Annotated in this window: 21 protein-coding genes; 15 read left to right on the plus strand and 6 right to left on the minus strand. The window is 65.3% G+C overall.

Features of this window, described 5'->3' with window-relative positions; translation table 11 throughout:
• Positions 1 to 2: 2 nt before the first annotated feature.
• Entirely contained in the window at positions 3 to 788 is a 786-nt protein-coding gene (flgG, locus tag EPD66_RS12985) for a flagellar basal-body rod protein FlgG (protein WP_142848944.1), read from the minus strand.
• A gap of 32 nt (positions 789 to 820) precedes the next feature.
• Positions 821 to 1564 carry a flagellar basal-body rod protein FlgF gene (gene flgF, locus EPD66_RS12990; RefSeq protein ID WP_142848945.1) on the minus strand — a complete coding sequence of 248 codons (744 nt, stop codon included), beginning with the start codon at positions 1562 to 1564 and terminating at the stop codon, positions 821 to 823.
• 303 nt (positions 1565 to 1867) lie between these two features.
• Between flgF and EPD66_RS12995 the strand changes: the two genes are divergently transcribed.
• The 11 genes from EPD66_RS12995 to speE all read left to right on the plus strand — a co-directional run bounded on the left by EPD66_RS12995 (position 1868) and on the right by speE (position 12444).
• Positions 1868 to 2413 carry a flagellar basal body-associated FliL family protein gene (locus EPD66_RS12995; protein ID WP_142848946.1) on the plus strand — a complete coding sequence of 182 codons (546 nt, stop codon included), beginning with the start codon at positions 1868 to 1870 and terminating at the stop codon, positions 2411 to 2413.
• Between the two features lie 10 nt (positions 2414 to 2423).
• On the plus strand, positions 2424 to 3626 hold the full coding sequence (fliM, locus tag EPD66_RS13000; RefSeq protein WP_142848947.1) for a flagellar motor switch protein FliM: 1203 nt from the start codon (positions 2424 to 2426) through the stop codon (positions 3624 to 3626).
• A gap of 4 nt (positions 3627 to 3630) precedes the next feature.
• Positions 3631 to 4167: a DUF6468 domain-containing protein gene (locus EPD66_RS13005; protein WP_142848948.1), complete on the plus strand. Its 537-nt coding sequence runs from the start codon at positions 3631 to 3633 to the stop codon at positions 4165 to 4167.
• A gap of 8 nt (positions 4168 to 4175) precedes the next feature.
• Positions 4176 to 4982, plus strand: a complete 807-nt coding sequence (locus EPD66_RS13010) for a MotE family protein (protein ID WP_142848949.1) — start codon at positions 4176 to 4178, stop codon at positions 4980 to 4982.
• A 107-nt stretch (positions 4983 to 5089) separates the two neighbouring features.
• Positions 5090 to 5476, plus strand: a complete 387-nt coding sequence (locus tag EPD66_RS13015) for a response regulator (protein WP_142848950.1) — start codon at positions 5090 to 5092, stop codon at positions 5474 to 5476.
• A gap of 30 nt (positions 5477 to 5506) precedes the next feature.
• Positions 5507 to 6151, plus strand: a complete 645-nt coding sequence (locus tag EPD66_RS13020) for a protein phosphatase CheZ (protein ID WP_142848951.1) — start codon at positions 5507 to 5509, stop codon at positions 6149 to 6151.
• A 5-nt stretch (positions 6152 to 6156) separates the two neighbouring features.
• Positions 6157 to 6837, plus strand: a complete 681-nt coding sequence (locus tag EPD66_RS13025) for a hypothetical protein (protein ID WP_142848952.1) — start codon at positions 6157 to 6159, stop codon at positions 6835 to 6837.
• Positions 6837 to 7559, plus strand: a complete 723-nt coding sequence (locus EPD66_RS13030; RefSeq protein ID WP_142848953.1) for a flagellar motor protein MotB — start codon at positions 6837 to 6839, stop codon at positions 7557 to 7559. The genes EPD66_RS13025 and EPD66_RS13030 overlap by 1 nt, the downstream gene beginning before the upstream one ends.
• The gene (locus EPD66_RS13035; RefSeq protein ID WP_142848954.1) at positions 7559 to 10963 is read left to right on the plus strand and encodes a tetratricopeptide repeat protein; all 3405 of its coding nucleotides are present in this window, start codon (positions 7559 to 7561) and stop codon (positions 10961 to 10963) included. Before EPD66_RS13030 ends, EPD66_RS13035 begins: the two co-directional genes overlap by 1 nt.
• A 144-nt stretch (positions 10964 to 11107) precedes the next feature.
• Positions 11108 to 11599: an adenosylmethionine decarboxylase gene (gene speD / locus EPD66_RS13040; protein WP_255448475.1), complete on the plus strand. Its 492-nt coding sequence runs from the start codon at positions 11108 to 11110 to the stop codon at positions 11597 to 11599.
• Positions 11596 to 12444 (plus strand): polyamine aminopropyltransferase, encoded by an 849-nt coding sequence (gene speE / locus EPD66_RS13045; protein ID WP_142848955.1) that lies wholly within the window; start codon positions 11596 to 11598, stop codon positions 12442 to 12444. The genes speD and speE overlap by 4 nt, the downstream gene beginning before the upstream one ends.
• An 88-nt stretch (positions 12445 to 12532) precedes the next feature.
• Here speE and EPD66_RS13050 read toward each other — a convergent pair whose 3' ends face one another.
• Both EPD66_RS13050 and tldD read right to left on the minus strand, forming a co-directional pair.
• Positions 12533 to 14257, minus strand: a complete 1725-nt coding sequence (locus EPD66_RS13050) for a hybrid sensor histidine kinase/response regulator (protein ID WP_142848956.1) — start codon at positions 14255 to 14257, stop codon at positions 12533 to 12535.
• Between the two features lie 63 nt (positions 14258 to 14320).
• The gene (gene tldD, locus EPD66_RS13055; RefSeq protein WP_142848957.1) at positions 14321 to 15754 is read right to left on the minus strand and encodes a metalloprotease TldD; all 1434 of its coding nucleotides are present in this window, start codon (positions 15752 to 15754) and stop codon (positions 14321 to 14323) included.
• Positions 15755 to 15881: 127 nt separating this feature from the next.
• Here tldD and EPD66_RS13060 point away from each other — a divergent pair, with 127 nt between their 5' ends.
• Entirely contained in the window at positions 15882 to 17216 is a 1335-nt protein-coding gene (locus EPD66_RS13060; protein WP_255448476.1) for a DUF3422 family protein, read from the plus strand.
• Positions 17217 to 17319: 103 nt separating this feature from the next.
• Positions 17320 to 18828, plus strand: a complete 1509-nt coding sequence (locus EPD66_RS13065) for a PAS domain-containing sensor histidine kinase (protein WP_221930978.1) — start codon at positions 17320 to 17322, stop codon at positions 18826 to 18828.
• 66 nt (positions 18829 to 18894) lie between these two features.
• Here EPD66_RS13065 and EPD66_RS13070 read toward each other — a convergent pair whose 3' ends face one another.
• A complete protein-coding gene (locus tag EPD66_RS13070) occupies positions 18895 to 19998 on the minus strand; it encodes a COX15/CtaA family protein (protein WP_142848959.1) in 1104 nt (367 codons plus the stop codon).
• Between the two features lie 135 nt (positions 19999 to 20133).
• Entirely contained in the window at positions 20134 to 20397 is a 264-nt protein-coding gene (locus tag EPD66_RS13075; protein ID WP_142848960.1) for an usg protein, read from the minus strand.
• A 231-nt stretch (positions 20398 to 20628) separates the two neighbouring features.
• Here EPD66_RS13075 and groES point away from each other — a divergent pair, with 231 nt between their 5' ends.
• Both groES and EPD66_RS24630 read left to right on the plus strand, forming a co-directional pair.
• Positions 20629 to 20916, plus strand: coding sequence for a co-chaperone GroES (gene groES, locus EPD66_RS13080; RefSeq protein WP_142848961.1), 288 nt, complete (start codon positions 20629 to 20631; stop codon positions 20914 to 20916).
• A gap of 19 nt (positions 20917 to 20935) precedes the next feature.
• The coding region (locus EPD66_RS24630; RefSeq protein ID WP_304650061.1) for a TCP-1/cpn60 chaperonin family protein at positions 20936 to 21202 on the plus strand (267 nt) is incomplete at its 3' end.

Below are 21202 nucleotides of genomic sequence, written 5' to 3' on the forward strand. Positions count from 1 at the left end.
GGTTACTTCATGTGGTTCAGCGTCGACATCATCTCGTCCGAGGTCTGGATGACCTTGGAGTTCATTTCATAGGCGCGCTGGGCGGAGATCAGGTTGGTGATTTCCGAGACGACATTAACGTTCGAAGTCTCAAGAAAGCCTTGCAGCAGGCTGCCATAGCCCAGGGTGCCGGGATTGCCTTCCGCCGCGGCGCCCGAAGCCGGGGTCTCCGTGTACAGGTTGTCGCCGCGTGCTTCCAGGCCGGCTTCGTTGGGGAAGATGGCCAATTGCAGCTGGCCGACCACCTGCTGTTCCACCTGGCCATCGATCTTCACGGAAACTTCACCCGAACCGTTGATCGAGATGCCGGTGGCGTTGATCGGAATGTTGATGCCGGGCAGGACGGTGTAGCCGTCATGGGTGACGATGGTGCCTTCCGGCGAGAGCTGGAACGAACCGTCGCGGGTATAGGCGGTTTCACCGTTGGGCATTTCGATCTGGAAATAGCCCTTGCCCTGGATGGCGAGGTCGAGGGTGTTCTCGGTGGTCTGCAGGCCGCCCTGCTCGGTGATGCGGTAGACGGCGGTGGTCTTCACGCCCAGGCCCAGCTGCACACCGGTCGGCACGATGGTGCCGGCATCCGAGGAGGTGGAGCCGACGCGGCGCATATTCTGGTAGAGCAGATCGCTGAATTCGGGACGGCGGCGGGAATAGGCCGTCGTGTTCATGTTGGCGATGTTGTTCGAGATGACCTCGACATTGGTCTGCTGGGCCAACATGCCCGTGGCGGCGACGCTGAGCGACCTCATGGCGATATTCCTTCTTCTTGGTCCGATGCCGGTCAGGCGTTCTGGTTGGGACGGCCGAGGCTGTTGATCACCTTCAACTGCCGTTCATGTTCGTTGTCGAGCATCTTCTGGATGCCCTGGTAGCTGCGCAGGATGCTGATCATGTTGGTCATCTCGGCGACGGCCACGACATTGGATTCCTCGACCATGCCCTGCACCACGTCGGGACGCTCCTTCTCGATCGGCTCGGCCAGGGTGTCGTAGAGCCCGGCGCCGGCCTTGCGCAGATCCTGCTCGTTCTCGAAGGTCACCACGCGCAGGCGGCCGATGACGCCGTTTTCGGTCGAGACCGTGCCGTCGCGGGCGATGGTGATTTCCCGTTCATTGGGGGCGAAGATCACCGGCAGGTCGCCGTTCTGCATCACCGCATGGCCCTCGGTGGTGACCATCATGCCGGTCTCGTCCAGGCGGAAATGGCCGGCGCGCGTGTAGCGCATGCCCGCGGGGGTGTCGATGACGAAGTAGCCGTCGCCCTGGATGGCGACGTCCAGCGCATTGCCGGTATGGGTCATGCTGCCTTCGCGGGTGTCGCGCACCATGCCGACATCGCGCGGGAAGGCCAGCTTCTGGCCGAACGGGCGCTCATGCGTCTTGGTCTTCACCAGGTAATCGCTGAACATCATCTGCTCGGCCTTGAAGGCGGGCGTGTTCGCGTTCGCCATGTTGTTGGCGACCGTTTCCAGCTGGCGCCACAGGGCGGCCTGACGGGAGAGGGCGATGTAGCCGGTGTTGTCCATGCTGCGTATCCGCTGCTTCTGAAAATCGACGCCAAACCATATGCATTCTCCGTGCCAAAAGCCGGAAAGGCGGAAAGGCGCGGAAAAGCTGGAGTCGGGTGGGCGGAAAGGCGGCGACGGGGCAGGCATTGCCCGGCAGTTATTGCCGCCCCCATCCCCCTTTGCTATCGTCCCGCCTCGCCGGGGATCCGCCTCATGCGGAAGAGAGGTAAGGACTCCCTAAACCTCTCGTTAACCATCTGGCATCTAAGGTATAACTCTGCCGCCGGGGGAACCCGGTGGCCCAACTACGGGCACGGATACATGGCCGAGGATCTCGAAGAGGACTTCGAAGAAGGCGAGGGCGCAGATCCGTCTGCGATTCCCGGTTCGAAACGTAACAACGGCAAGCTGAAGAAGCTGTTGCTGCTGCTGGTGCTGCCTTTGGTGCTGGTACTCGGCGGCGCGGCGGCGGTGTATTACAGCGGTATCGCCGATGTGTTGTTCGCGCCTTCCACGCCGAAGGTCGCCGCGGCGCCCGCGCCCGGTTCCGGTCCGGTCCAGCCGGCGGTCTTCTACGACCTGCCCGAGATGCTGGTGAACCTGAATACCGGGGCGCGCAAGCAGAGCTTCCTGAAGATCCGCGTCAGCCTGGAACTGGAGAACAGCCAGGACATTCCGCGTATCGAACAGGTGATGCCGCGCATCATCGACAACTTCCAGGTCTATCTGCGCGAATTGCGGCTGGAAGACCTGCAAGGCGCTGCGGGCGTGTATCGCCTGCGCGAAGAATTGCTGACACGCGTCAACATGGCGGCCCGTCCGGCCCGCGTGAACGACGTGCTGTTCAAGGAAATGCTGGTTCAGTGACGGGGCTCTGATGTCCGCTGCGAGCGAAGAGGAAGGCGGCCCGGGGCGGTCGGCCGACGATGAAGAAGCCTTGATGGCCGAATGGGCCGCCATGGCCGGTGTCGGCGACGACGGCGATTCCCAGGCCGAAGGCGAGGAGGGCGGTGACCAGGACGCCATGGCGGCGGAATGGGAAGCCATGCTCGGCGGCGACGACGGCGGCATCGGCGGCGGTGGCGGTGGCGGCGACGACAGCGGCAGCCCGCGCGAATCGACCCGCGTCCTCAACCAGGACGAAATCGACAGCCTGCTCGGCTTCGACGAAATGCAGGAGGGCGAGGGCGAGCGTTCGGGCATCCAGGCCATCCTCAATTCGGCCCTGGTGTCCTACGAGCGCCTGCCCATGCTCGAGGTGGTGTTCGACCGCCTCGTCCGCATGATGTCCACCTCGATGCGCAATTTCACCTCGGACAACGTCGAGGTGTCGCTGGACAACATCCTGTCGCTGCGTTTCGGGGACTACCTGAACTCGATCCCGCTGCCGGCCATGCTGGCGGTGTTCAAGGCCGAGGAATGGGACAATTACGGCCTGCTGACGGTGGATTCGTCGCTGATCTATTCGATCGTCGACGTGCTGCTGGGCGGGCGGCGCGGCACCGCGGCCATGCGCATCGAGGGGCGTCCCTATACGACCATCGAGCGCAATCTGGTCGAGCGCATGGTCCATGTCGTCCTTTCGGACCTGTCGGCGGCCTTCGATCCGCTGTCGCCGGTGACCTTCCGCTTCGACCGCCTGGAGACCAATCCGCGCTTCGCCACCATCTCGCGGCCCAGCAACGCGGCCATCGTCGCCAAGCTGCGCATCGACATGGAGGATCGCGGCGGACGCCTGGAATTGCTGCTGCCCTATGCCACGCTGGAGCCGGTGCGCGAGCTGCTGCTCCAGATGTTCATGGGGGAAAAGTTCGGCCGCGACTCGATCTGGGAAACCCACCTGGCCGAAGAGCTGTGGATGACCGAGGTCGAGATGGAGGCGGTGCTGGACGAGCAGGTGATGAATCTGCGCGATATCCTGAAGCTCAAGGTCGGCTCGCAGATCATGCTCAATGCTGCGCCCGATTCGCCGGTGGAATTGCGCTGCGGGGACATTCCCATGTTCGGTGGGCGGATGGGCCGCAAGGGCAACCACATCGCCATCCGGGTCGAAGACAAGATCCGCAAGCAGAAGGGATAGGGCCGTGGACTTCAAGCTCCTGCTCGACGTCGTCATCGCGGTCCTGCTTGCCGCCACCATCGCTTATGCGGTGATGCTGAACAAGCAGCTCCAGGCGTTGCGCAAGAACCGCGACGACATGGCGAAGATCATCAACAACTTCAACGATGCCACCCTGCGCGCGGAATCGAGCATTCCCAAGCTGCGCAAGGCGGCCGAGGAAGCCGGGCAGGGGTTGCAGGAACGTGTCGAGAAGGCCCAGACCCTGCGCGACGACCTGGCCTTCATGATCGAGCGGGCGGATTCCATGGCCAACAAGCTGGAGCAATCGGTGCGCGAGGCGCGCGCCGAGGTCAAGACGCCGTCCGTGCCGCCGAGTCTGGCCGCCGCCGCGGTGGCCCGCGCCCGTAGCGCGGTTTCCGCCGGTGCCGCCGCCGCGCCTGCCGCCGGCAGCGCCGTGGTGGCGAATGCCGCCGCCAATGCCGCACCCGATTTCACTGTCGAGGATGAGCGCTCCGAAGCCGAGCGCGAGCTTCTGCGCGCGCTGCAATCCCTCCGCTGAGTTCCGCCATGACAACCCGCACGCCTCCCCAGACTTCCGCCCGTCCCCAGGCCCCGGCCCAGCCGGTGCCGCAGGCCCCGTCCCGCAAGGATCGGCGCATGTTCAGCCTGCGCCTGCTGCCGCTGGTGATCTTCATGGCGGCGCTGATGCTGTCGGTGCGGGTCAAGGATATCTGGCAGGGGGTGCTGACCATCGATTTCGGCGGCGTGACCGCCACGCAGGTAGAGGCCAAGGCCCCGGCGCCGCTTCAGGTTTCGGGCGGGCTGGTGTCTGCAGCCCGCGCCCAGGCTGCCGATCAGGCCGCGCCTACCGCTGCCGCCGCCGAACCGGGCGGGATCGATCCGGCCATGCCGCCGGGCGTGCCGCCGCCGGGGGAATTCGGCGAACCGGCCTTCTCGCCCAATGAACTGGATGTGCTGCAGCGCCTGTCCGAACGCCGCGAGGGCCTGGACGCCCGCTCGCGCGAGTTGGACATGCGCGAAGGCCTGCTGAAGGCCGCCGAAGAGCGGATCGACAGGAAGATCAGCGAGTTGAAGACCCTCCAGGACAGCATCGACTCCCTGCTGCGGAAGCATGACGAGCAGGAAGAGGAGAAGATGCGCAGCCTGGTGAGGATCTATGAAAACATGAAGCCCAAGGAGGCCGCGCGCATCTTCGAGGAATTGGACATGCCGATTCTTCTGGATGTGGTCGAGCGGATGAAGGAGCAGAGAGTTGCCCCGATCCTGGCTTCGATGGAGCCCTCGAAGGCGCGGGCGCTGACGGCGGAAATGGCCATGCGGCGCCAATTGCCGGTCGCGGACGTGAATGGGTAAAAGGGCGAAAAGGCTTGCGTACCACTATTGGGGTAATTTAACTATTCCCTCTGCTGGCTTTTTCAAGCCCAAAGGGTGGGCGCAGCTGCTGTTTGATGGAGCGATGAATGGCCGTTGATAAAAATATGAATGTTTTGATTGTGGATGATTACAAGACAATGTTGCGTATCATCCGCAATCTGCTCAGGCAGCTGGGCTTCGTGAATATTGACGAAGCCACGGATGGCAGCATGGCGCTGCAGATGCTGCGCAACGGCAATTACGGTCTGGTCATTTCCGACTGGAACATGGAACCCATGACCGGCCTGCAGCTTCTGCGCGAAGTCCGTGCCGATGCCAAGCTGAAGCCCACTCCCTTCATCATGGTCACGGCCGAATCCAAGTCCGAGAACGTGATCGCGGCCAAGGAGGCGGGCGTTTCGAACTACATCGTCAAGCCCTTCAACGCCGAGACGCTGAAGGCCAAGATGGTGAGCGTGCTGGGCGATTTCTGATCGCCCGGCCCCTCCTGGGGGGAGAGCAGGATGTCGGCGAGTGACTTGGACCGCCAGTTGGCCTTGCGGCTCGAAGAGCTGCGCAAGGAATATGGGGACGCGGTCAAGCTCGAGAGGGTCGCGGACGTGGTTCGCGCCCTCCTGCTCTCGGTGAACCACGGGGATGTCCGGCTCTACAAAGAGCTGGAAAGCCTGGCTGCCTATATTCAGCAGGCCAAGGAAGAGATCGCCTCGCTTCAGCCGGACGAGCTGCGGCAGGAGGTGATCGCTTCCGCCACGGACGAACTGGACGCCATCGTCGGGGCCACCGAGCAGGCCACCAACACCATCATGGACATGGCGGACCAGCTGGAGATCCTGCGCCCGGAGCTGCCCCCGGAAGTCGGGGAGAAGCTGGGCGAGGTGACCACGCATATCTACGAGGCGTGCAGCTTCCAGGACATCACCGGCCAGCGCATCAGCAAGGTGGTCGGGGCGCTGAAGCATATCGAGAGCAAGCTCGATGCCCTGGTGCGTGCCTTCGGGCCTGAATTCGAGCGTCCGGTCGCGTCGCAGGCCAGGCCGTTCTCCGCCGCTGGCGCGCCCAGCGACGAGGATCTGCTCAACGGGCCGCAGCTGCCCGACAAGGCCAAGAAGCAGGACGAAATCGACGCCTTGTTCAACAGCATAGGCTGACGCCGATGCGCGAGCAGGACGACGAGCAACCGCAATATCGGGCGGAGCCGCCGGGCGCGTCTCCGTTGATGCTGTCGGTGTTCCTGCTGCTGCTCGCCTTCTTCATTCTGCTCAATTCTCTTTCGACCTATCAGGACGTTCGGGGCCAGGCGGTGCTGGAGAGTGTGAAATCGACCTTCTCTCCGCAGCGCGAGAGTCCGTCCCTGATGCCCGAGCGGGCCGATCTGGGCGAGGTGCTGGCCGCGCAGCAATCCTTCCAGGACCGCCTGCAATCGGTGATGGAAGGGGCCATTCCGGCCGTGCGCCTGAACTTCATCCGCGCCGGGCGGGAATTGGAGGCGGTCTTCCACAGTGACAATCTGTTCGTGGAGGACCAGGTGGCCTTGCGGCCGGGACGGGGGCCTTTCCTTGATGGGATCGCCGCCGCCATGGCCGCCGCGCCGCCGGGCTTGCGCTTCGAGATGGATGTGATGGTCGGCGTCGCGGACGGCGCCATGCCCGTCGGCGAAACCCTGGAGGCCGCCCGCGCCGGTCTGGTGGTGCGCGAGATGGGAACGCGCGGCCTGGACGGGTCCGCCCTGGCCATCGGGATGGAACGGGGCCATCCGGGCCGCGTCCGGCTGGTCTTCCGCGTGCGCGGGCAGGATGCCGCCGCTCAGCCGTCTTCCGCCGAAGGGGGCGCGTGATGTGGGAGGAGAACGGACAGGCCTCGCCTTATCAGGCCCCGGCACCTTCCAACCGGGCGTGGATGATCACGTTCGCCGACTTGATATCGTTGATGTTGACGTTTTTCGTGATGCTCTATGCCATGTCTTCGATTAATGTCGAAACGTGGAGGCCGGTCGCGGACATGCTGGCGCGGCGGCCGATGGCCGTGGAGGGCCCCGAAACCGCGATCCCCACGGCGCCGCAGAATATCACGGCGACCTTTCGCAAGAGAGCCATCAACCTCGACTATTTGCACGCCGTGATCGAAAAGTCCGTTGCCGCCGACCCGGTCCTCGCCCAGGCCATCCTGCGCCAGGACGAGGACAGGATCATCCTCTCCCTGCCGGGTTCCCTGTTCTTCCAACCGGCCAGCGCGCGGCTCGATCGCGCGGCCGAGGATGCCTTGTACCGTCTGGGTGGGATGCTCGTTCATATCGCCAATCCGGTGGCCGTGATCGGTCATGACGAAGCCGCGCCGCTGGCCCGCGATTCGGGCTACAGCTCGAGCTGGGAATTGTCGTTGGGGCGTGCCGCCGCCGTGGCCAATGCCTTGAATCATGCCGGCTACGACCGGGACGTGACCGTGCTGGGGGCCGGCTCGGGCCGGGCCACGGCCGATCTGGAATCTTTCGGACCCGGCGAAAGGACGCATGCCGCCCGCCGGGTCGATATCATCATTCTCGCCGGAGGAATGGGCTGATGGTGCTGCGCAGCCGTCTCCTCGCCATGGCGCTGTTCGCCGGTATGCCCGTCCTTGCGGCAACCGCCTTGCCCGTGGCCGCCTGGGCGCAAAGCTCCCCCAGCCCGCGCGCGGCGATCCATGACGGCTTCGGCCGCATGGTCTTCGACTGGCCGACCGGCGGAACCCATGACGTAGAGATCGTGGACGGCCAGCTGGTGCTGCGCTTCGACCGCCCCGCCGAAGGGGATTTCCGCAGCCTGTTGCGGCCCCTGGCCGGTTACGTGCGCGGTGTCTCGGTCAGCGAGGACCGCCGTACGGCGACCTTCCCGTTGGCCCGGCCGCTGGGCCTGCGCAGCTTCGTCACCGGACAGTCGGTGGTGGTGGACCTGCTCGACGATCCCGCCGCGGCGCCGCCCCGGCCGCAGACCCTGACCGTCCAGGCCGCGCAGCCGGTCCAGCCTGCCGCCCAGCAAGCCCCGGCGCCGCAGCCGGCCCCGGCGGAGACCGCGCCGAGGATCGTCGTGCGCGCGGGCGAGCATGCCGGGTTCACGCGCCTGGTCTTCGACTGGACCGGGCCGGTGGAATATCAGGTGGAGAAGGAGGGCGACCGCGCCCTGGTGACCTTCGACCGCCCGGCCCGCATCGACGCCCAGGGCACGCGGCGCGACCTGCCCGCCGATATTTCCGTCCTGGGGTCTGAAGAAGCCGGACGCGGGACCCGTGTCAGCATCGCCATTCCGGCCGAGACGCGGCTGCGCCATTTCCGCAGCGGCCCCAAGGTGGTGGTCGATGTGGTCCGGCCCGCCGCCGCGACTCCGCCGCCCCGTCCCGAGGGCGCGACGCCGGTGCCCCTGGCGCCGCCGCCCGGCGCCTCCGAAGCCCTGCCCGTGGTTGCGCCGCCTCCGGCTGCCCCCGCCGCCAAGCCGGAAGCGCCCGCCGTCGAGCAGCCCGCCGCCCCGCAACCGGCTGCTCCGGCACCGGCGGTTCGGCCGGAGCCGGTCCAGGTGCCGCAAATCCTGCCCGCCGCGCTGACGCCGCCCGCCGAAGAAGTGGACGAGCCCGTCCCGACGACGCCGACCGGGCCCGTCGTCAGCCTCAGCTTCTCCTGGGGCGAGCCCGCTGCCGCCGCCGCTTTCCGCCGTGCGGGCTGGCTGTGGGTGGTCTTCGACCGCCGCCAGGACGTGGACCTGCGTCTCCTCCGCCGCCTGGGCGGGGATGTGGTCGAGCATATCGAGCAGGTGCCCCATCAGGGCGCCACGGCGGTGCGCATGATCACCAAGCCGGGCTACAATCCCTCGCTGCGCCGCGAGGGGCTGATGTGGATTCTCGATCTGTGGCAGCAGCCCTTGCGGCCCAAGGAGCCGATCCGCATCGAGACGCCGCGCGATCCGCCTGCCGGGCCGCGCATCTTCCTGCCGGTGGCCGAGGGCGGTTCGCTGATCACCGTGGACGATCCGGAAGTGGGCGACAAGATCGTCGTCGTGCCGGTCCTGCCGCTGGGCCAGGGCGTCTATCCCAGCCAGCGGACTCCGGAACTGGAAATGCTGGTGACCGCCCAGGGCATCGCCGTGGTGCCGACGGCCGACGGGCCGGAGGTCCGGTCCTCGCGCAGCGGCGTCGAGATCAGCCAGCGCGGCGGCCTGATGCTGTCCAGCGAGGCCGACAAGGCCGCCGCCCAGTTCCAGCCCAGCGCCGAGATGGGCAGCGGCAAGCTGCTCGACCTGGGCGCCTGGAAGCGGGGCGGACCGGACAGGGTGGACGAGGACCGCCCGGTGGTCCACGGCCTGCTGACCACCGTTCCGGCCGACCAGCGCAACGACGCCCGCCTGGAACTCGCCCGTTATTACCTGGCGAACGGTTACGCCGCCGAAGCCCTGGGCGTGCTGCGCGTCATGACCCTCTTCGATCCCCAGGTGTCGGAGATGCCGGCATTCCGGGCCGCCCTGGGGGCGGCGGAATTCATGATCGGCCGCTATCCCGAAGCGCTGAACGCCTTCAGCCATGACGGCTTGCAGGATGTGCCGGAGGTGCAGGTCTGGAAGGCCCTGGCCGAGGCCTCGATGGATACGCCCGGCCGCTTCTACGAGGACATGAAGGACGAAGGGCGCAGGATGATCCTGGATTACGCCCGGCCAGTGAAGCTGCCCTTGGCGCTGATCATGGCCGAGGCCGCCATCGAGGCCGCCGACGACCTGAATGCGCGCAACCTGCTGGGCGACATCCGCGACATGGCGATCGACGATCCGACCGCGGAAGCCAAGCTGTCCTGGCTGCAGGGCCGCTATGATGCCATGACCGGGTCCTTCGAGAGCGCGATCAATCACTACAAGGACGCCGAGGAAGGCCCCTCGCGGCCGCATCGCGCCTATGCCGCCCGCGACCGGGTGGAATTGCAATTGCGCCAGGGCGATATGTCGGTGGCCGATGCCATCCAGGAATTCGAGAAGCTGCGCTTTGCCTGGCGCGGCCCGGAATTCGAATTCCCGCTGCTCAAGCGCCTGGGTGAGCTTTACATGGCCGAGGGCGACTATCCCAACGCCATGCGCACCCTGCGCCAGCTTGCCTCGACCTTCGGCGACCACCGCGACGTGGGGCAGGCGACCCAGATGATGAGCCGCGCCTTCGAGGATCTGTATCTCCACGGCCAGGCCGACAGCATGGCGCCGGTCACCGCCATCGCCCTGTTCGACGAATTCCGCGAACTGACCCCGGCCGGCGAGAAGGGCGACGAGATGATCCGCCGCCTGGCCGACCGCTTGGCCTCGGTCGATCTGCTCGACCGCGCGGCCGATCTGCTGCGCCATCAGGTCAAGTTCCGCCTGGAGGGCGTGGAGAAGGCCCGCGTGGGGGCGCAGCTGGCCCTGCTGGAACTGATGGACCAGCAGCCCGAACGGGCCCTGGCGACGCTGGACGAGACCGACGAGTCGGGCCAGCCTGCCGACCTGCGCGCCCAGCGCCGTCAGCTTCGCGCCCGCGCCTTGGCCGACATGAGCGCGCCGGGCGATGCCATCACCATGCTGGCCGGCGACGAATCCTTCGAGGGCCGCCTGCTCAAGGCGGAATTCGAATGGCGCCGCCAGAACTGGCCCGCCGCCGCCCAGGCGCTGGAATCCCTGGTGCAGCGTCCGGTGCGGGGCGAACCGCTGGAGGAAGGGCAGGGCCGCCTGGTGCTGGATTGGGCGACGGCCCTGGCGCTGTCGGGCAACGAGCGCGGCTTGGCCGGTCTGCGCCGGGTCTACGGCCCGCTGATGCAGGAAACCCGCTATCGCGACGCCTTCAACCTGCTGACCGCCGAGATCGAGCAGGGGCTGATCGACTATCGTTCGGTGTCCGACAAGATCCGCGAGGCCGAGGCTTTCCAGAGTTTCATGGCCTCCTATCGCCAGCGTTTGCGGGCCGAAGGGCTGTCGGCCATTAACTGACGCGGCTGTGTCTATGACAGAGACGTAACCGTTAATTCATGTTTTTTGGGTGGGGGCTATGATTTCCCTTGCATTGCAGCGAGGAATCAGCGAAAACGCCCCCCTCATTCTTCTGGTCCATCTACTGGTTAGGAGGGGGGAGCAATGGCTAAGGTCTCTCTTGCCACCCAACTGGGGATGCACTCGGAAGCCAATCCGAGTTTTCCCAAAGACACTACCGCCCGCAACGACGAAGGCCAGTCCTGGCCGGTGGTCGATAACGGCAAGGACTACTTCATCGAGCGGAACGGCATCAAGTATGCCGGTGTCCATCTCCTCATCGATTTGTGGGGGGCCAGCAAGCTCGATAATATCGAGGTCATCGAAGCCGCCCTTCGGGAATCGGCCGAGATTGCCGGTGCGACCCTGCTGCACTGCCATCTGCATCACTTCTCACCCAATGGCGGGGTGTCTGGGGTGCTGGTGCTCGCGGAGTCGCATATCAGCATTCATACCTGGCCGGAACGCAATTACGCGGCTCTGGACGTCTTCATGTGCGGGGATTGCGATCCCTGGAAGGCGATTCCCGTGCTGAAGAAAGCGTTCACGCCGGATAACGTCGTCGTGGCCGAGCAGAAGCGCGGAATTATCGCGTGAGCTGGTTCAACGAGACTCTGTATCCGTCCTGGCGTCAATCCTTCCAGATCGCCAAGACCCTTTACGAGGATAAGTCCGAGTTCCAGGAACTCGTGATCTTTGAGGCACCCGGTTTCGGCCGGGTGCTGACCCTCGATGGCGTCGTCCAGGTCACGGAAGGCGACGAATACGTCTATCATGAAATGCTCGCCCATGTGCCCATGCTGGCCCATGGCGCGGTGCGCGAGGTCCTGATCATCGGCGGCGGCGATGGCGGCATGCTGCGCGAGGTGCTGAAGCATCCCGTGACGCGCGCCACCATGGTCGAGATCGACCGTTCGGTCATCGATCTCTGCACCCAATATATGCCGTCCATCTCGGACGGGGCCTTCGAGGACCCGCGCGCCGAGATCGTGATCGCCGACGGCTTGAAGTATGTCGCCGAGACAGACCGCCGCTTCGACCTGATCATCGTCGATTCCACCGATCCCATCGGACCGGGCGAGGTGCTGTTCTCGGAAGCCTTCTACGCCGATTGCCGTGCGCGCCTCAATCCCGGCGGCATCATCGTGACGCAGAACGGCGTGCCCTTTCTGCAGGCCGAGGAACTGAAGAGCAGCTATGCCAAGTTCCGCCGCCTGTTCCAGGATCCCGGCTTCTTCGTCGCCGCCGTTCCCACCTATGTGGGCGGCTTCATGACGCTGGGCTGGGGCAGCGACGAGGCCAGTCATCGCCAGCATTCGGTGGAGGAAATCCGTCGCCGTTTCGAGGCCCGTCCGTTCAAGACCCGCTACTACAATCCGGAAATCCACGTCGCTTCCTTTGCCCTGCCGCAATTCGTCCGCGATATGATGAAGGAAGCCTGAGGCTTCGCCTTTCAGGGGTTTCCTGAGTTTCGGCCGGAACAAGCCGGGGAGACACTCCCCGGCTTTTCTTGTTTCGGGCTAGCCATTCTCATCCCTCGCTCACCGCCTGCTCCGGCGGGGGCGTCTCCGCGATGAAGCGTTCGGCGGGCAGGACGACCGTGACGGTCGTTCCCAGGCCCAGCCTGCTGGCCAGGGTCAGGCTGCCGCCATGCATCTCGGCCAGGGACTTGATCAGGGGCAGGCCCAGCCCGGTGCCTTCGTAGCGGCGGGTATGGGAATCGTCCGCCTGATGGAAGGGCTGGAGCACCAGTTCCATGTGCTGGGGCGCGATGCCGATACCGGTATCGGAAACGGACAGGATGGCGCAGCCGGTGACGTCGCGCTGGACCTTCAGCAGCACCGACCCGCCGGGCGGAGTGAACTTCACCGCGTTGGACAGCATGTTCAGCAGGATCTGGCGGATCGCCCGTTCATCGGCATGCAGGGGCGGCAGTCCCTCTTCCAACTGGGACCGCAGGATCACGCCGTTTTCCGCGGCGCGGTTGCCGACCTGGCGCAGAGCCATCTCCGCGGCGGCGGCAAGGTCCACCGGTTCCTCGTAAAGTGCGTATTTGCCCGATTCGATCTTGGCGATGTCGAGGATGGTGTTGATCAGCCCCAGCAGATGCAGGGCCGATACATGGATATCGCCCATATATTCGTGCTGCTTCGGTTCCAGCTTGCCGAAGAGCTCGGTCTTCAGCATTTCCGAAAAGCCGATAATGGCGTTCAGCGGCGTGCGCAATTCGTGGCTCATATTGGCCAGGAACTGCGTCTTGGCGCGGTTGGCGATCTCCGCCTGTTCCTTGGCGGCCATCATTTCGGCCAAGGCTGTTTCCCGCCGCCGGAGCAGGCGCAGGGCGATACAGGTCAGGGTGAAGAGGACCAGCGTGCCGCTGCTGGCGGCGATGCCGTATTTGACCGCATCGTCATGGACCGGCTTCATGATGATATTGTAGTCGAGCTCCGCCATGACGATCAGGGGCAGGTCGGGGACGGCGCGATAGGAGAGGATGCGGCGGACATCATCCAGTTGCGACACGTAATCGACCGTGCCCGTTTCCTGCATCGCCAGATGCCCGCGATAGAGGGGCGTGGACGCGATGGATGTGCCGATGAGGGAGGCATGGCGCGGCCAGCGGGCCAGGATGGTGCCGTCCTCGTGCAGCAGGGTGATGGCCCCAGGCATGTCCCAGCTAAGTCTGGCATAGAAGTTGGACAAGGCCTCGGGGGAGAGGAGGGTGGCGATAACGCCGGCGAACTGGCCGTTGCCGTATTCCAGGCGCCGGCTGAGTCCGATCATCCAGGTGCCGCTGATACGCGCTATCAGCGGCTTGCTGATGAACAGGCCGTGAAGGTCGTCGTTGCGGTGGACCTGGAAATATTCCCGGTCCGACAGGTCCAGCTCATAAAGGGGCGCGCCGTCCGAATCGTGCAGCAGCATACCGTCCTCGTCGAGGACGATGATGTCGCTGCTGAAGTGCATATAGGGCAGTTGTCGGCGCAGCAGGGCATGCACTTCGGGAGTGCCGGGCAGGAAGGTATCGTAGCGCACCGCCAATGTCTCCGACATCCCCTGTAGGACCAGATTGGCGGTGTTGATGGTCGAGGAGGTATGGGCCTCCAGGGACTCGACGATGAGACGGGAATTCAGTTCCGCTTCATCCCGAGCATGATCGTGGATATGCCAGAAATTGAGAGCGAGCGCGCCGTTGAAGGCGACACAGACCAGCGCGCTCGCCGTGACGAGCCTTTTGCCCAGGCTGAGACCCATAATGTTGGACGATATCCGACAATTGTATGGGCACGAACCATAGCGGAAAGGCTAGGGAAAGAGCTACATCGACGTGCCGCCCACCGTGAGGCGATCGATCAGCAGGGTCGGCTGGCCGACACCGACGGCCACGCCCTGGCCATCCTTGCCGCAAGTGCCGATGCCGTCATCCAGCTTCAGGTCGTTGCCGATCATCGAGACCCTGGTCATGACGTCCGGGCCGTTGCCGATCAGGGTGGCGCCCTTGACCGGCGCGCCGATGCGGCCGTTCTCGATCAGATAGGCTTCCGAGGCCGAGAAGACAAACTTGCCCGAGGTGATGTCCACCTGTCCGCCGCCGAAATTGACGGCATAGATGCCGTTCTTGACGCTGCGCAGGATTTCCTCGGGGTCCTTGTCGCCGGCAGTCATGTAGGTGTTGGTCATGCGCGGCAGGACGGGGCTGGCGAAGCTTTCGCGCCGTCCGTTGCCGGTGGGGCGGGCGCCCATCAGCCGGGCATTCTGGCGGTCGAACAGATAGCCGGTCAGGATGCCGTCCTCGATCAGCACGGTGCGTTGGGTCGGCGTGCCTTCGTCGTCGATGGTCAGCGAGCCGCGCCGGTCCTCGATATTGCCCTCGTCGACCACGGTGACGCCGGGCGCGGCGACGCGCTGGCCCATCATGCCCGCGAAGGCCGAGGTCTTCTTGCGGTTGAAGTCGCCTTCCAGGCCGTGGCCCACCGCTTCATGCAGCAGCACGCCCGGCCAGCCCGGCCCCAGCACCACGGGAATTTCGCCCGCCGGGGCATCGATGGAATCCAGGTTCACCAGGGCCTGGCGCAGGGCTTCGTCCACCGCCGCGCGCCAGGTGGCGGGATCGACGAGGCGTTCATAGGTGAAGCGCCCGCCCAGGCCGTGGCCGCCGGTTTCCATGCGGTCACCCTGGCCGACCACCACCGAGACGTTGAGCCGGACCAGCGGACGGATGTCGGCGGCCTGGGTGCCGTCGGCGCGGATGATATGCACCGCCTGCCAGGAGCCGGAGATCGAGGCCATGACCTGCTTGACGCGCGGATCGGCGCTGCGGGCATAGGCGTCGATTTCCCCGAGCAGCCGCACCTTGTCCTCGAAGGGCAGCAGCGGCAGGGGATTGGCGTCGGTATAGAGGCTGCGATTGGTGCGGGCAGGGCCTTCGCCCGCCATGCCGGAGTGATTGCCGCGCACCGCCCGCACGGTTTCGGCGGCGCGGGCCAGGGCGGCGGGAGTCAATTCGCAGGAATGGGCATAGCCGGTGGCTTCGCCGGCGACCGCGCGCAGGCCGAAGCCCTGGGCGGTATCGAAGCTGGCGCTGCGGATGCGACCGTCATCCAGGGCCACGCTTTCTGACTGGCGGTATTCGAGGAACAATTCGCCATCGTCGCAGCCTTCCAGCGCATTGGTGACGACCCGGGTGGCGTGGTCCCGGTCAAGACCGGCGCGGGCGAAGAACAATTCTTCGGTTGCGGCCAAATCGGACATTTCGGCTCCTTTCTAGGCGGCGCGACGGGTGCATGTTGGCAATCCCCCCGCTTCCCGTCATGATAATGCGCGCTCTCCGAAAGGCGAGCGCATTCCTTCACTTCATCGCTTCGGGGATATATAGGGCATGCGCATCCCAATGGCAGCCGGCTCGCCGGAAGTTGCGGCGACTCCGGCCTTGGGTTTTGTCGAACATCCACTGCGCCACGTCTTGACCAACGAGGTTCATGCCCGGCCGTACGAGACATTCCGCGCGCCGGTGCGGGCGACCCATCTGGCGGTGATCAGCGGCGAGGGCTCGGCCCAGGCCGAATACGACCTGGTGGCGGCCTTGTGCGATCACTTCGGCCAAGCCCCGCCGTCGCGCAACGCCAACCATTGCAGCCGCGACATGGGTGCCTTCCGCCTGCGCTGGGAGCGGCATACCGAATTCTCGACCTATACCATCCTGCGCTTCGATCCCTTCGACGAGCCCTTCGTCGAGACGGCACTGTCGCTGGTGCCGCGCGATTGGCTGGACCAGTTGCCCGGTTCGGTCCTGGTGGCCAAGCATCTGGCGCTGGAAACCGCCGAACGTTCGGCCGATGACATGGCGCGGCTGTTCGAAGGCAATGCCGTGATCGGCAGCCGCATGCTGGGCGGCGCGGCCTGTGCCTGGACCGATTTCCGTATTCATTCCGGCGGCTTCGGGCGCATCCTGGTGCGCGACCAGGGCATGACCGAGGGGCAGGGCGGGCGGTTGATGCAACGCCTGCTGGAGATCGAGACCTATCGCATGATGGCGCTGCTGGCCTTTCCGGTGGCACGCGAGGCGGGGCCGGTGATCTCGCGCATCGACCAGGGGCTGGCCGACATCACTGGGCGCATCGCCGCCTCGGGCGAGAGCGAGACCGACCGTGCGCTGCTCGACCGCCTGACCGGCCTGGCGGCCGAGGTCGAGCAGGTCTCGGCGGCGACCAGCTACCGTATCTCGGCGGCGCGCGCCTACAAGGCCATCGTCAATCAGCGTATCGAGGAATTGCGCGAGGAACGCATCCCCGGCACCCAGACCATCGGCGAATTCATGTCCCGCCGCCTGGATCCGGCCATGAAGACCTGCGAATCGGTGGCCGAACGGCTCGATGCCCTGTCGCGCCGCGTCGCCCGGGCGGGCGACCTGTTGCGGACGCGGGTGGATATCGCGCTCGAGGAAAAGAATCGCGACCTGCTCAATTCGATGAACCGCCGTGCCCAGTTGCAGCTGCGCCTGCAGGAGACGGTCGAGGGCCTGTCGGTCGTGGCGATCAGCTATTACCTGCTCGGCCTGCTGGGCTATGCCGCCAAGGGGGCCAAGGCGGGCGGCCTGCCCATCAATCCCGATGTGGCGGTGCTGGCGGGCATTCCCGTCGTGGTGGGGCTGGTCTGGCTGGGGGTACGGCGGCTGCGCAAGGCTCTGACACATGGCGAGGATGATAGGGAGTGACCTAGAGAAACCGCAATAATTTATGGCCTATGGCCTATCGTTCTTCTCCGGGGGGCAGGATATCATTTGTCGACCGATGAGAGAGGAAGTGAAGGAGACCAGGGTGGGTGAGTACGACAGTAAGACTGCCGCCCCGGATACCTGCTTCCTTTACTTGAGGTCTCCGGCCGCGCTGCTTTGCCTGGACGAAAATGGTTGCGTCGGCAACATCAACGACACTGCCGCGCGCCTACTGGGCTGTGACCGTGAAGAAGCCCAAGGGCGTCCTTTGGCGAATTACCTCGCGCCGTCCAGCGCCCGGTTCTTCCGGGCCTGTGTCCTGCCGCAACTGGCGCAGGCAGGGCAGGGCGAGGCCTCATGCCTGGAACTGGGCGACGGCAGCGGACGGTCCGTATCCTTTAGCGGCCATTGGGAGGCGGACCCGGCTTCTGGCCGCCGTTTCTGTCTCGCCATGCTGGCAGACGTCACGGCCCGTCATCGCGCCGAAGCGGCGGCGGCCCTGGCCCATGCCCGCCTGCGCGATGCCGTCGGTGGCCTGCCCTTCGGCTTCTGCCTGTGGGATAGCGAGGACCGGCTGCTGCTGGCCAATGACGAAACCCTGCACATTTTCGAGCGGATCGGGTACGAGCTCGCGCCGGGGCAGAGCTTTGCCACGCTGTTCCGCGACTTTATCTCCTGCGGCTTGATGGTCAGTCCGCCCAGTCTCGAGGAGGTGCAGGAGGCAAGACGAAACCTCGTGGCGGGGACGCTTCGCCGCCACGAGGTGAAATTCACCGACGGCCGCACGATCCTGATCCTGGACTGGCGCAGCAGCGAAGGCGGCATCGCCAGCCTGTATCAGGATATCACTGCCGAGACGACGATGAGGGCTCAGTTGCGGGCCGCCCGGCGGCGGGCCGAGCGGGCGGACCTGAGCAAGACGCGCTTCCTGGCCGCCGCCGCCCATGATCTGCGGCAGCCCTTGCAGGGGCTGAGCCTCTACCTGCATGTCCTGAGCAGCCGCCTGGGGGACGACCAGGCCGAATTGATGGGCAAGGTGGAAGCCTGCTCCGCCAGCCTTCACGAAATGCTCGACGGCCTGCTGGACATGACCAAGCTGGAAGCCGGGCTGATGCAGCCCGAGGTCACGCGGGTCTCGGCCCAGGCCGTGGCCCGGCGCGTGGCGGAGGGCCTGCGCGAACAGGCCGGACGCAAGGGGCTGGAACTGCGCCTGCACGTGCCCGCGCTGGAGGTCGAGAGCGATCCCCGGATGCTGGAACGCATCCTGATGAACCTCGCGTCCAATGCTGTGCGCTATACCAAGGCGGGGGGCGTGCTGATTGCCGGGCGGCGGCGGGGCGACAGGCTGCGCCTCGAAGTCTGGGATACCGGCATGGGCCTGCCGTCCGACCGCCTGAAGGTGATTTCCCGCGAATTCCACCGCCCGGAAACGGCGGGGGCGGAGCGGGGCAGCGGGTTGGGATTGACCATCGTGCAGCGGCTGTCCCATCTGCTGGGGCATTCCCTCGACGTCGCCTCGCGTCCCGACCGGGGCTCCGTCTTCTCGGTGGAAGTGCCGCTGGCCGTCAAGCTGCCATGCCGGGAGCGGGTCCCGGCGATAGCCGCATCGTAATCAGGAGAAGTTCCGTGGCGGTCCCGGCTTCATCGGCCGCGACCGCCGCGATTGCATGTGCCGGGATCAAGATTGGCTGCGGGCGGCCTCTTCTCCCCTGACCCCGTGCAGAAGCCACAGCGCCAGGGTGAACACCACCAGCGCGCCCGCCTGATGGGCGGCGCCCAGGGCGACCGGCACGGCCAGCAGCAGGGTGACGATCCCCAGCCCCGCCTGGGCCAGGGCCGCCGCCGCCAGGAAGTCGAGGCCGCGCCGCAGGCGCGCCGGCAAGGCGAGGCGCCGGCCATGGGCCCACAGCAGCAGCGTCGCGGCGACCGTCGTCACCGCCAGCAGGCGGTGGTCGAATTGCACGGTGGCGTGGTTCTCGAGGAAATTCAGCCAGAACGGCGACAGGCTCCACATATCGGGCGGCAGCAGCTGTCCGTCCATCAGGGGGAAGGTGTTGTAGAGCAGCCCTGCCTTGAGACCGGCCACGAAGGCGCCGGAAAGGATGGTCACGCAGATCAGTGTGAAGAGGGCGGTCATGCGACGACGCAGGCGGTGCAGGTCGGCCAGGGGAACGGCCGAAGGCTCCGCCGGGCGGCGCAGCAGGCCCAGCGCGATCCACAGCATGACGCCATAGATCACCAGGGCGAGGCTGAGATGGGCGGCGAGGCGGTAATGGCTGACTGCCGGCTGGTCCACGAGGCCGCTTTTCACCATGTACCAGCCCAGCGCGCCCTGGGCGCCGCCCAGCACGAAGAGCAGGACCAGACTGGGCACCATGGGGCGGCGGATCATGCCGCGCCACAGGAAGAACAGGAAGGGCAGCAGAAAGGCCACGCCCATCAGCCTGCCCCACAGGCGGTGGAAATATTCCAGCCAGAAGATGCCCTTGAATTCGTCCAGCGTCATGCCGGCATTGACCAGCAGGTATTCCGGGCTCTGGCGGTATTTCTCGAAGGTCGCCAGCCATTCCCCCTGGTCCATGGGGGGCAGCCATCGGAAAAGCTGCCATTCCACCATGGACAATCCCGATCCGGTCAGCCGCGTCACCCCGCCCAGCACGACCATGGCGAAGACCATGCCGCATAGGGTCAGCAGCCAATAGGCCACCGCGCGGTCGGAATTCGCCCCGGATGCCGGCGCCGTTCTATGCAGGCTTCCCGTTCTCGCTGCGAAATCGCTCATCTTACCCCCTCGGACTCGGCTCTTTGGATCAAGCTGGCTGCCCAAAGGTGGGGGCGCTGCCGCAGCCTGAAAAGGGGAGGATGACCGATATCGGTTGCGTTTTCTCTCCGGCAGTGAGCGGTACTGGCGAAAATCTTAGTGCAGGCGGCCGAATTCGCTGACCAGGCGCAGCTCGGCGGGCTGGACCAGTTGCAGGCTGGCGATCTTGACGGAATGCAGCTTGCCGTCCAGTTCGCGTTCCCAGAAATCGAGGAATTCATGCAGGCGGGGGAAGTCCGGCGCCTTGTCGAGATTCTGCCAGACATAGCTTTGCAGCAATTCGGGGTGGTCGGGCATGTGGTAGAGGATCTCTGCCGTGGTCATGCGGAAACCGCGAAGTTGCATCTCCAGCTGCGTCATCAGGCACCTCCATCAAGACATGTTTCCTTTCCTGATTTTGGCGCGCTCTTGCCGGGCTGCAATATAAAAGTGTTTAAAATCATAATGTTAGCAGCATGTAGGGGAGAGTGCTGCCAATCCTTGCTTGACAGTTTCCCGCCCTCCGCATAGATCGTTAGCACTCACCGCCCTGGAGTGCTAACAGCGCACGAAGCTCCGGGTGGGCAGCAACGCAATTCATCGGAGGTTGTGATGAAGTTCAGGCCGCTCCACGACCGTGTGCTGGTCAAGCGCATCGAGCAGGAGAACAAGACCGCGGGCGGTATCATTATCCCCGACACCGCCAAGGAAAAGCCCCAGGAAGGCGAAGTCATCGCCGTCGGCCCTGGTGCCCGTGGCGAAGACGGAAAGCTGGTCGCGCTGGACGTCAAGGTGGGCGACCGTGTGCTGTTCGGCAAGTGGTCGGGCACCGAAGTGCGGATCGAGGGCGAAGAGCTCTTGATCATGAAGGAAAGCGACATCATGGGCGTGATCGCCTAATTTCGGGGAGTTTCGAGGAATGGCTGCTAAGGAAGTCAAATTCGGCGCCGATGCCCGCGCCCGCATGCTGCGCGGCGTCGACATCCTGGCCGACGCGGTCAAGGTGACCCTGGGTCCGAAGGGCCGCAACGTGGTCATCGAGAAGTCCTTCGGCGCCCCGCGCATCACCAAGGACGGTGTCTCGGTCGCCAAGGAAATCGAACTGACCGACAAGTTCGAGAACATGGGCGCGCAGATGGTGCGCGAAGTGGCCTCGAAGACCGCCGATCTGGCGGGTGACGGCACC

Origin of the sequence: Telmatospirillum sp. J64-1 (genome assembly GCF_006980715.1) — a bacterium.
Lineage (GTDB): Bacteria > Pseudomonadota > Alphaproteobacteria > Rhodospirillales > Magnetospirillaceae > Oleiliquidispirillum > Oleiliquidispirillum nitrogeniifigens.

Excerpts from the sequence above, each read along its gene's own strand:
- speD (WP_255448475.1), top strand. The coding sequence starts at position 11,108 with ATGGCTAAGGTCTCTCTTGCCACCCAACTGGGGATGCACTCGGAAGCC.
- EPD66_RS13010 (WP_142848949.1), top strand. The coding sequence starts at position 4,176 with ATGACAACCCGCACGCCTCCCCAGACTTCCGCCCGTCCCCAGGCCCCG.
- EPD66_RS13030 (WP_142848953.1), top strand. The coding sequence starts at position 6,837 with ATGTGGGAGGAGAACGGACAGGCCTCGCCTTATCAGGCCCCGGCACCT.
- EPD66_RS13015 (WP_142848950.1), top strand. The coding sequence starts at position 5,090 with ATGGCCGTTGATAAAAATATGAATGTTTTGATTGTGGATGATTACAAG.
- EPD66_RS13060 (WP_255448476.1), top strand. The coding sequence starts at position 15,882 with ATGCGCATCCCAATGGCAGCCGGCTCGCCGGAAGTTGCGGCGACTCCG.
- groES (WP_142848961.1), top strand. The coding sequence starts at position 20,629 with ATGAAGTTCAGGCCGCTCCACGACCGTGTGCTGGTCAAGCGCATCGAG.
- flgG (WP_142848944.1), bottom strand. The coding sequence starts at position 788 with ATGAGGTCGCTCAGCGTCGCCGCCACGGGCATGTTGGCCCAGCAGACC.
- fliM (WP_142848947.1), top strand. The coding sequence starts at position 2,424 with ATGTCCGCTGCGAGCGAAGAGGAAGGCGGCCCGGGGCGGTCGGCCGAC.
- EPD66_RS13050 (WP_142848956.1), bottom strand. The coding sequence starts at position 14,257 with ATGGGTCTCAGCCTGGGCAAAAGGCTCGTCACGGCGAGCGCGCTGGTC.
- EPD66_RS13025 (WP_142848952.1), top strand. The coding sequence starts at position 6,157 with ATGCGCGAGCAGGACGACGAGCAACCGCAATATCGGGCGGAGCCGCCG.
- EPD66_RS13035 (WP_142848954.1), top strand. The coding sequence starts at position 7,559 with ATGGTGCTGCGCAGCCGTCTCCTCGCCATGGCGCTGTTCGCCGGTATG.
- EPD66_RS13075 (WP_142848960.1), bottom strand. The coding sequence starts at position 20,397 with ATGACGCAGCTGGAGATGCAACTTCGCGGTTTCCGCATGACCACGGCA.
- tldD (WP_142848957.1), bottom strand. The coding sequence starts at position 15,754 with ATGTCCGATTTGGCCGCAACCGAAGAATTGTTCTTCGCCCGCGCCGGT.
- EPD66_RS12995 (WP_142848946.1), top strand. The coding sequence starts at position 1,868 with ATGGCCGAGGATCTCGAAGAGGACTTCGAAGAAGGCGAGGGCGCAGAT.
- EPD66_RS13070 (WP_142848959.1), bottom strand. The coding sequence starts at position 19,998 with ATGAGCGATTTCGCAGCGAGAACGGGAAGCCTGCATAGAACGGCGCCG.
- flgF (WP_142848945.1), bottom strand. The coding sequence starts at position 1,564 with ATGGACAACACCGGCTACATCGCCCTCTCCCGTCAGGCCGCCCTGTGG.
- EPD66_RS13020 (WP_142848951.1), top strand. The coding sequence starts at position 5,507 with ATGTCGGCGAGTGACTTGGACCGCCAGTTGGCCTTGCGGCTCGAAGAG.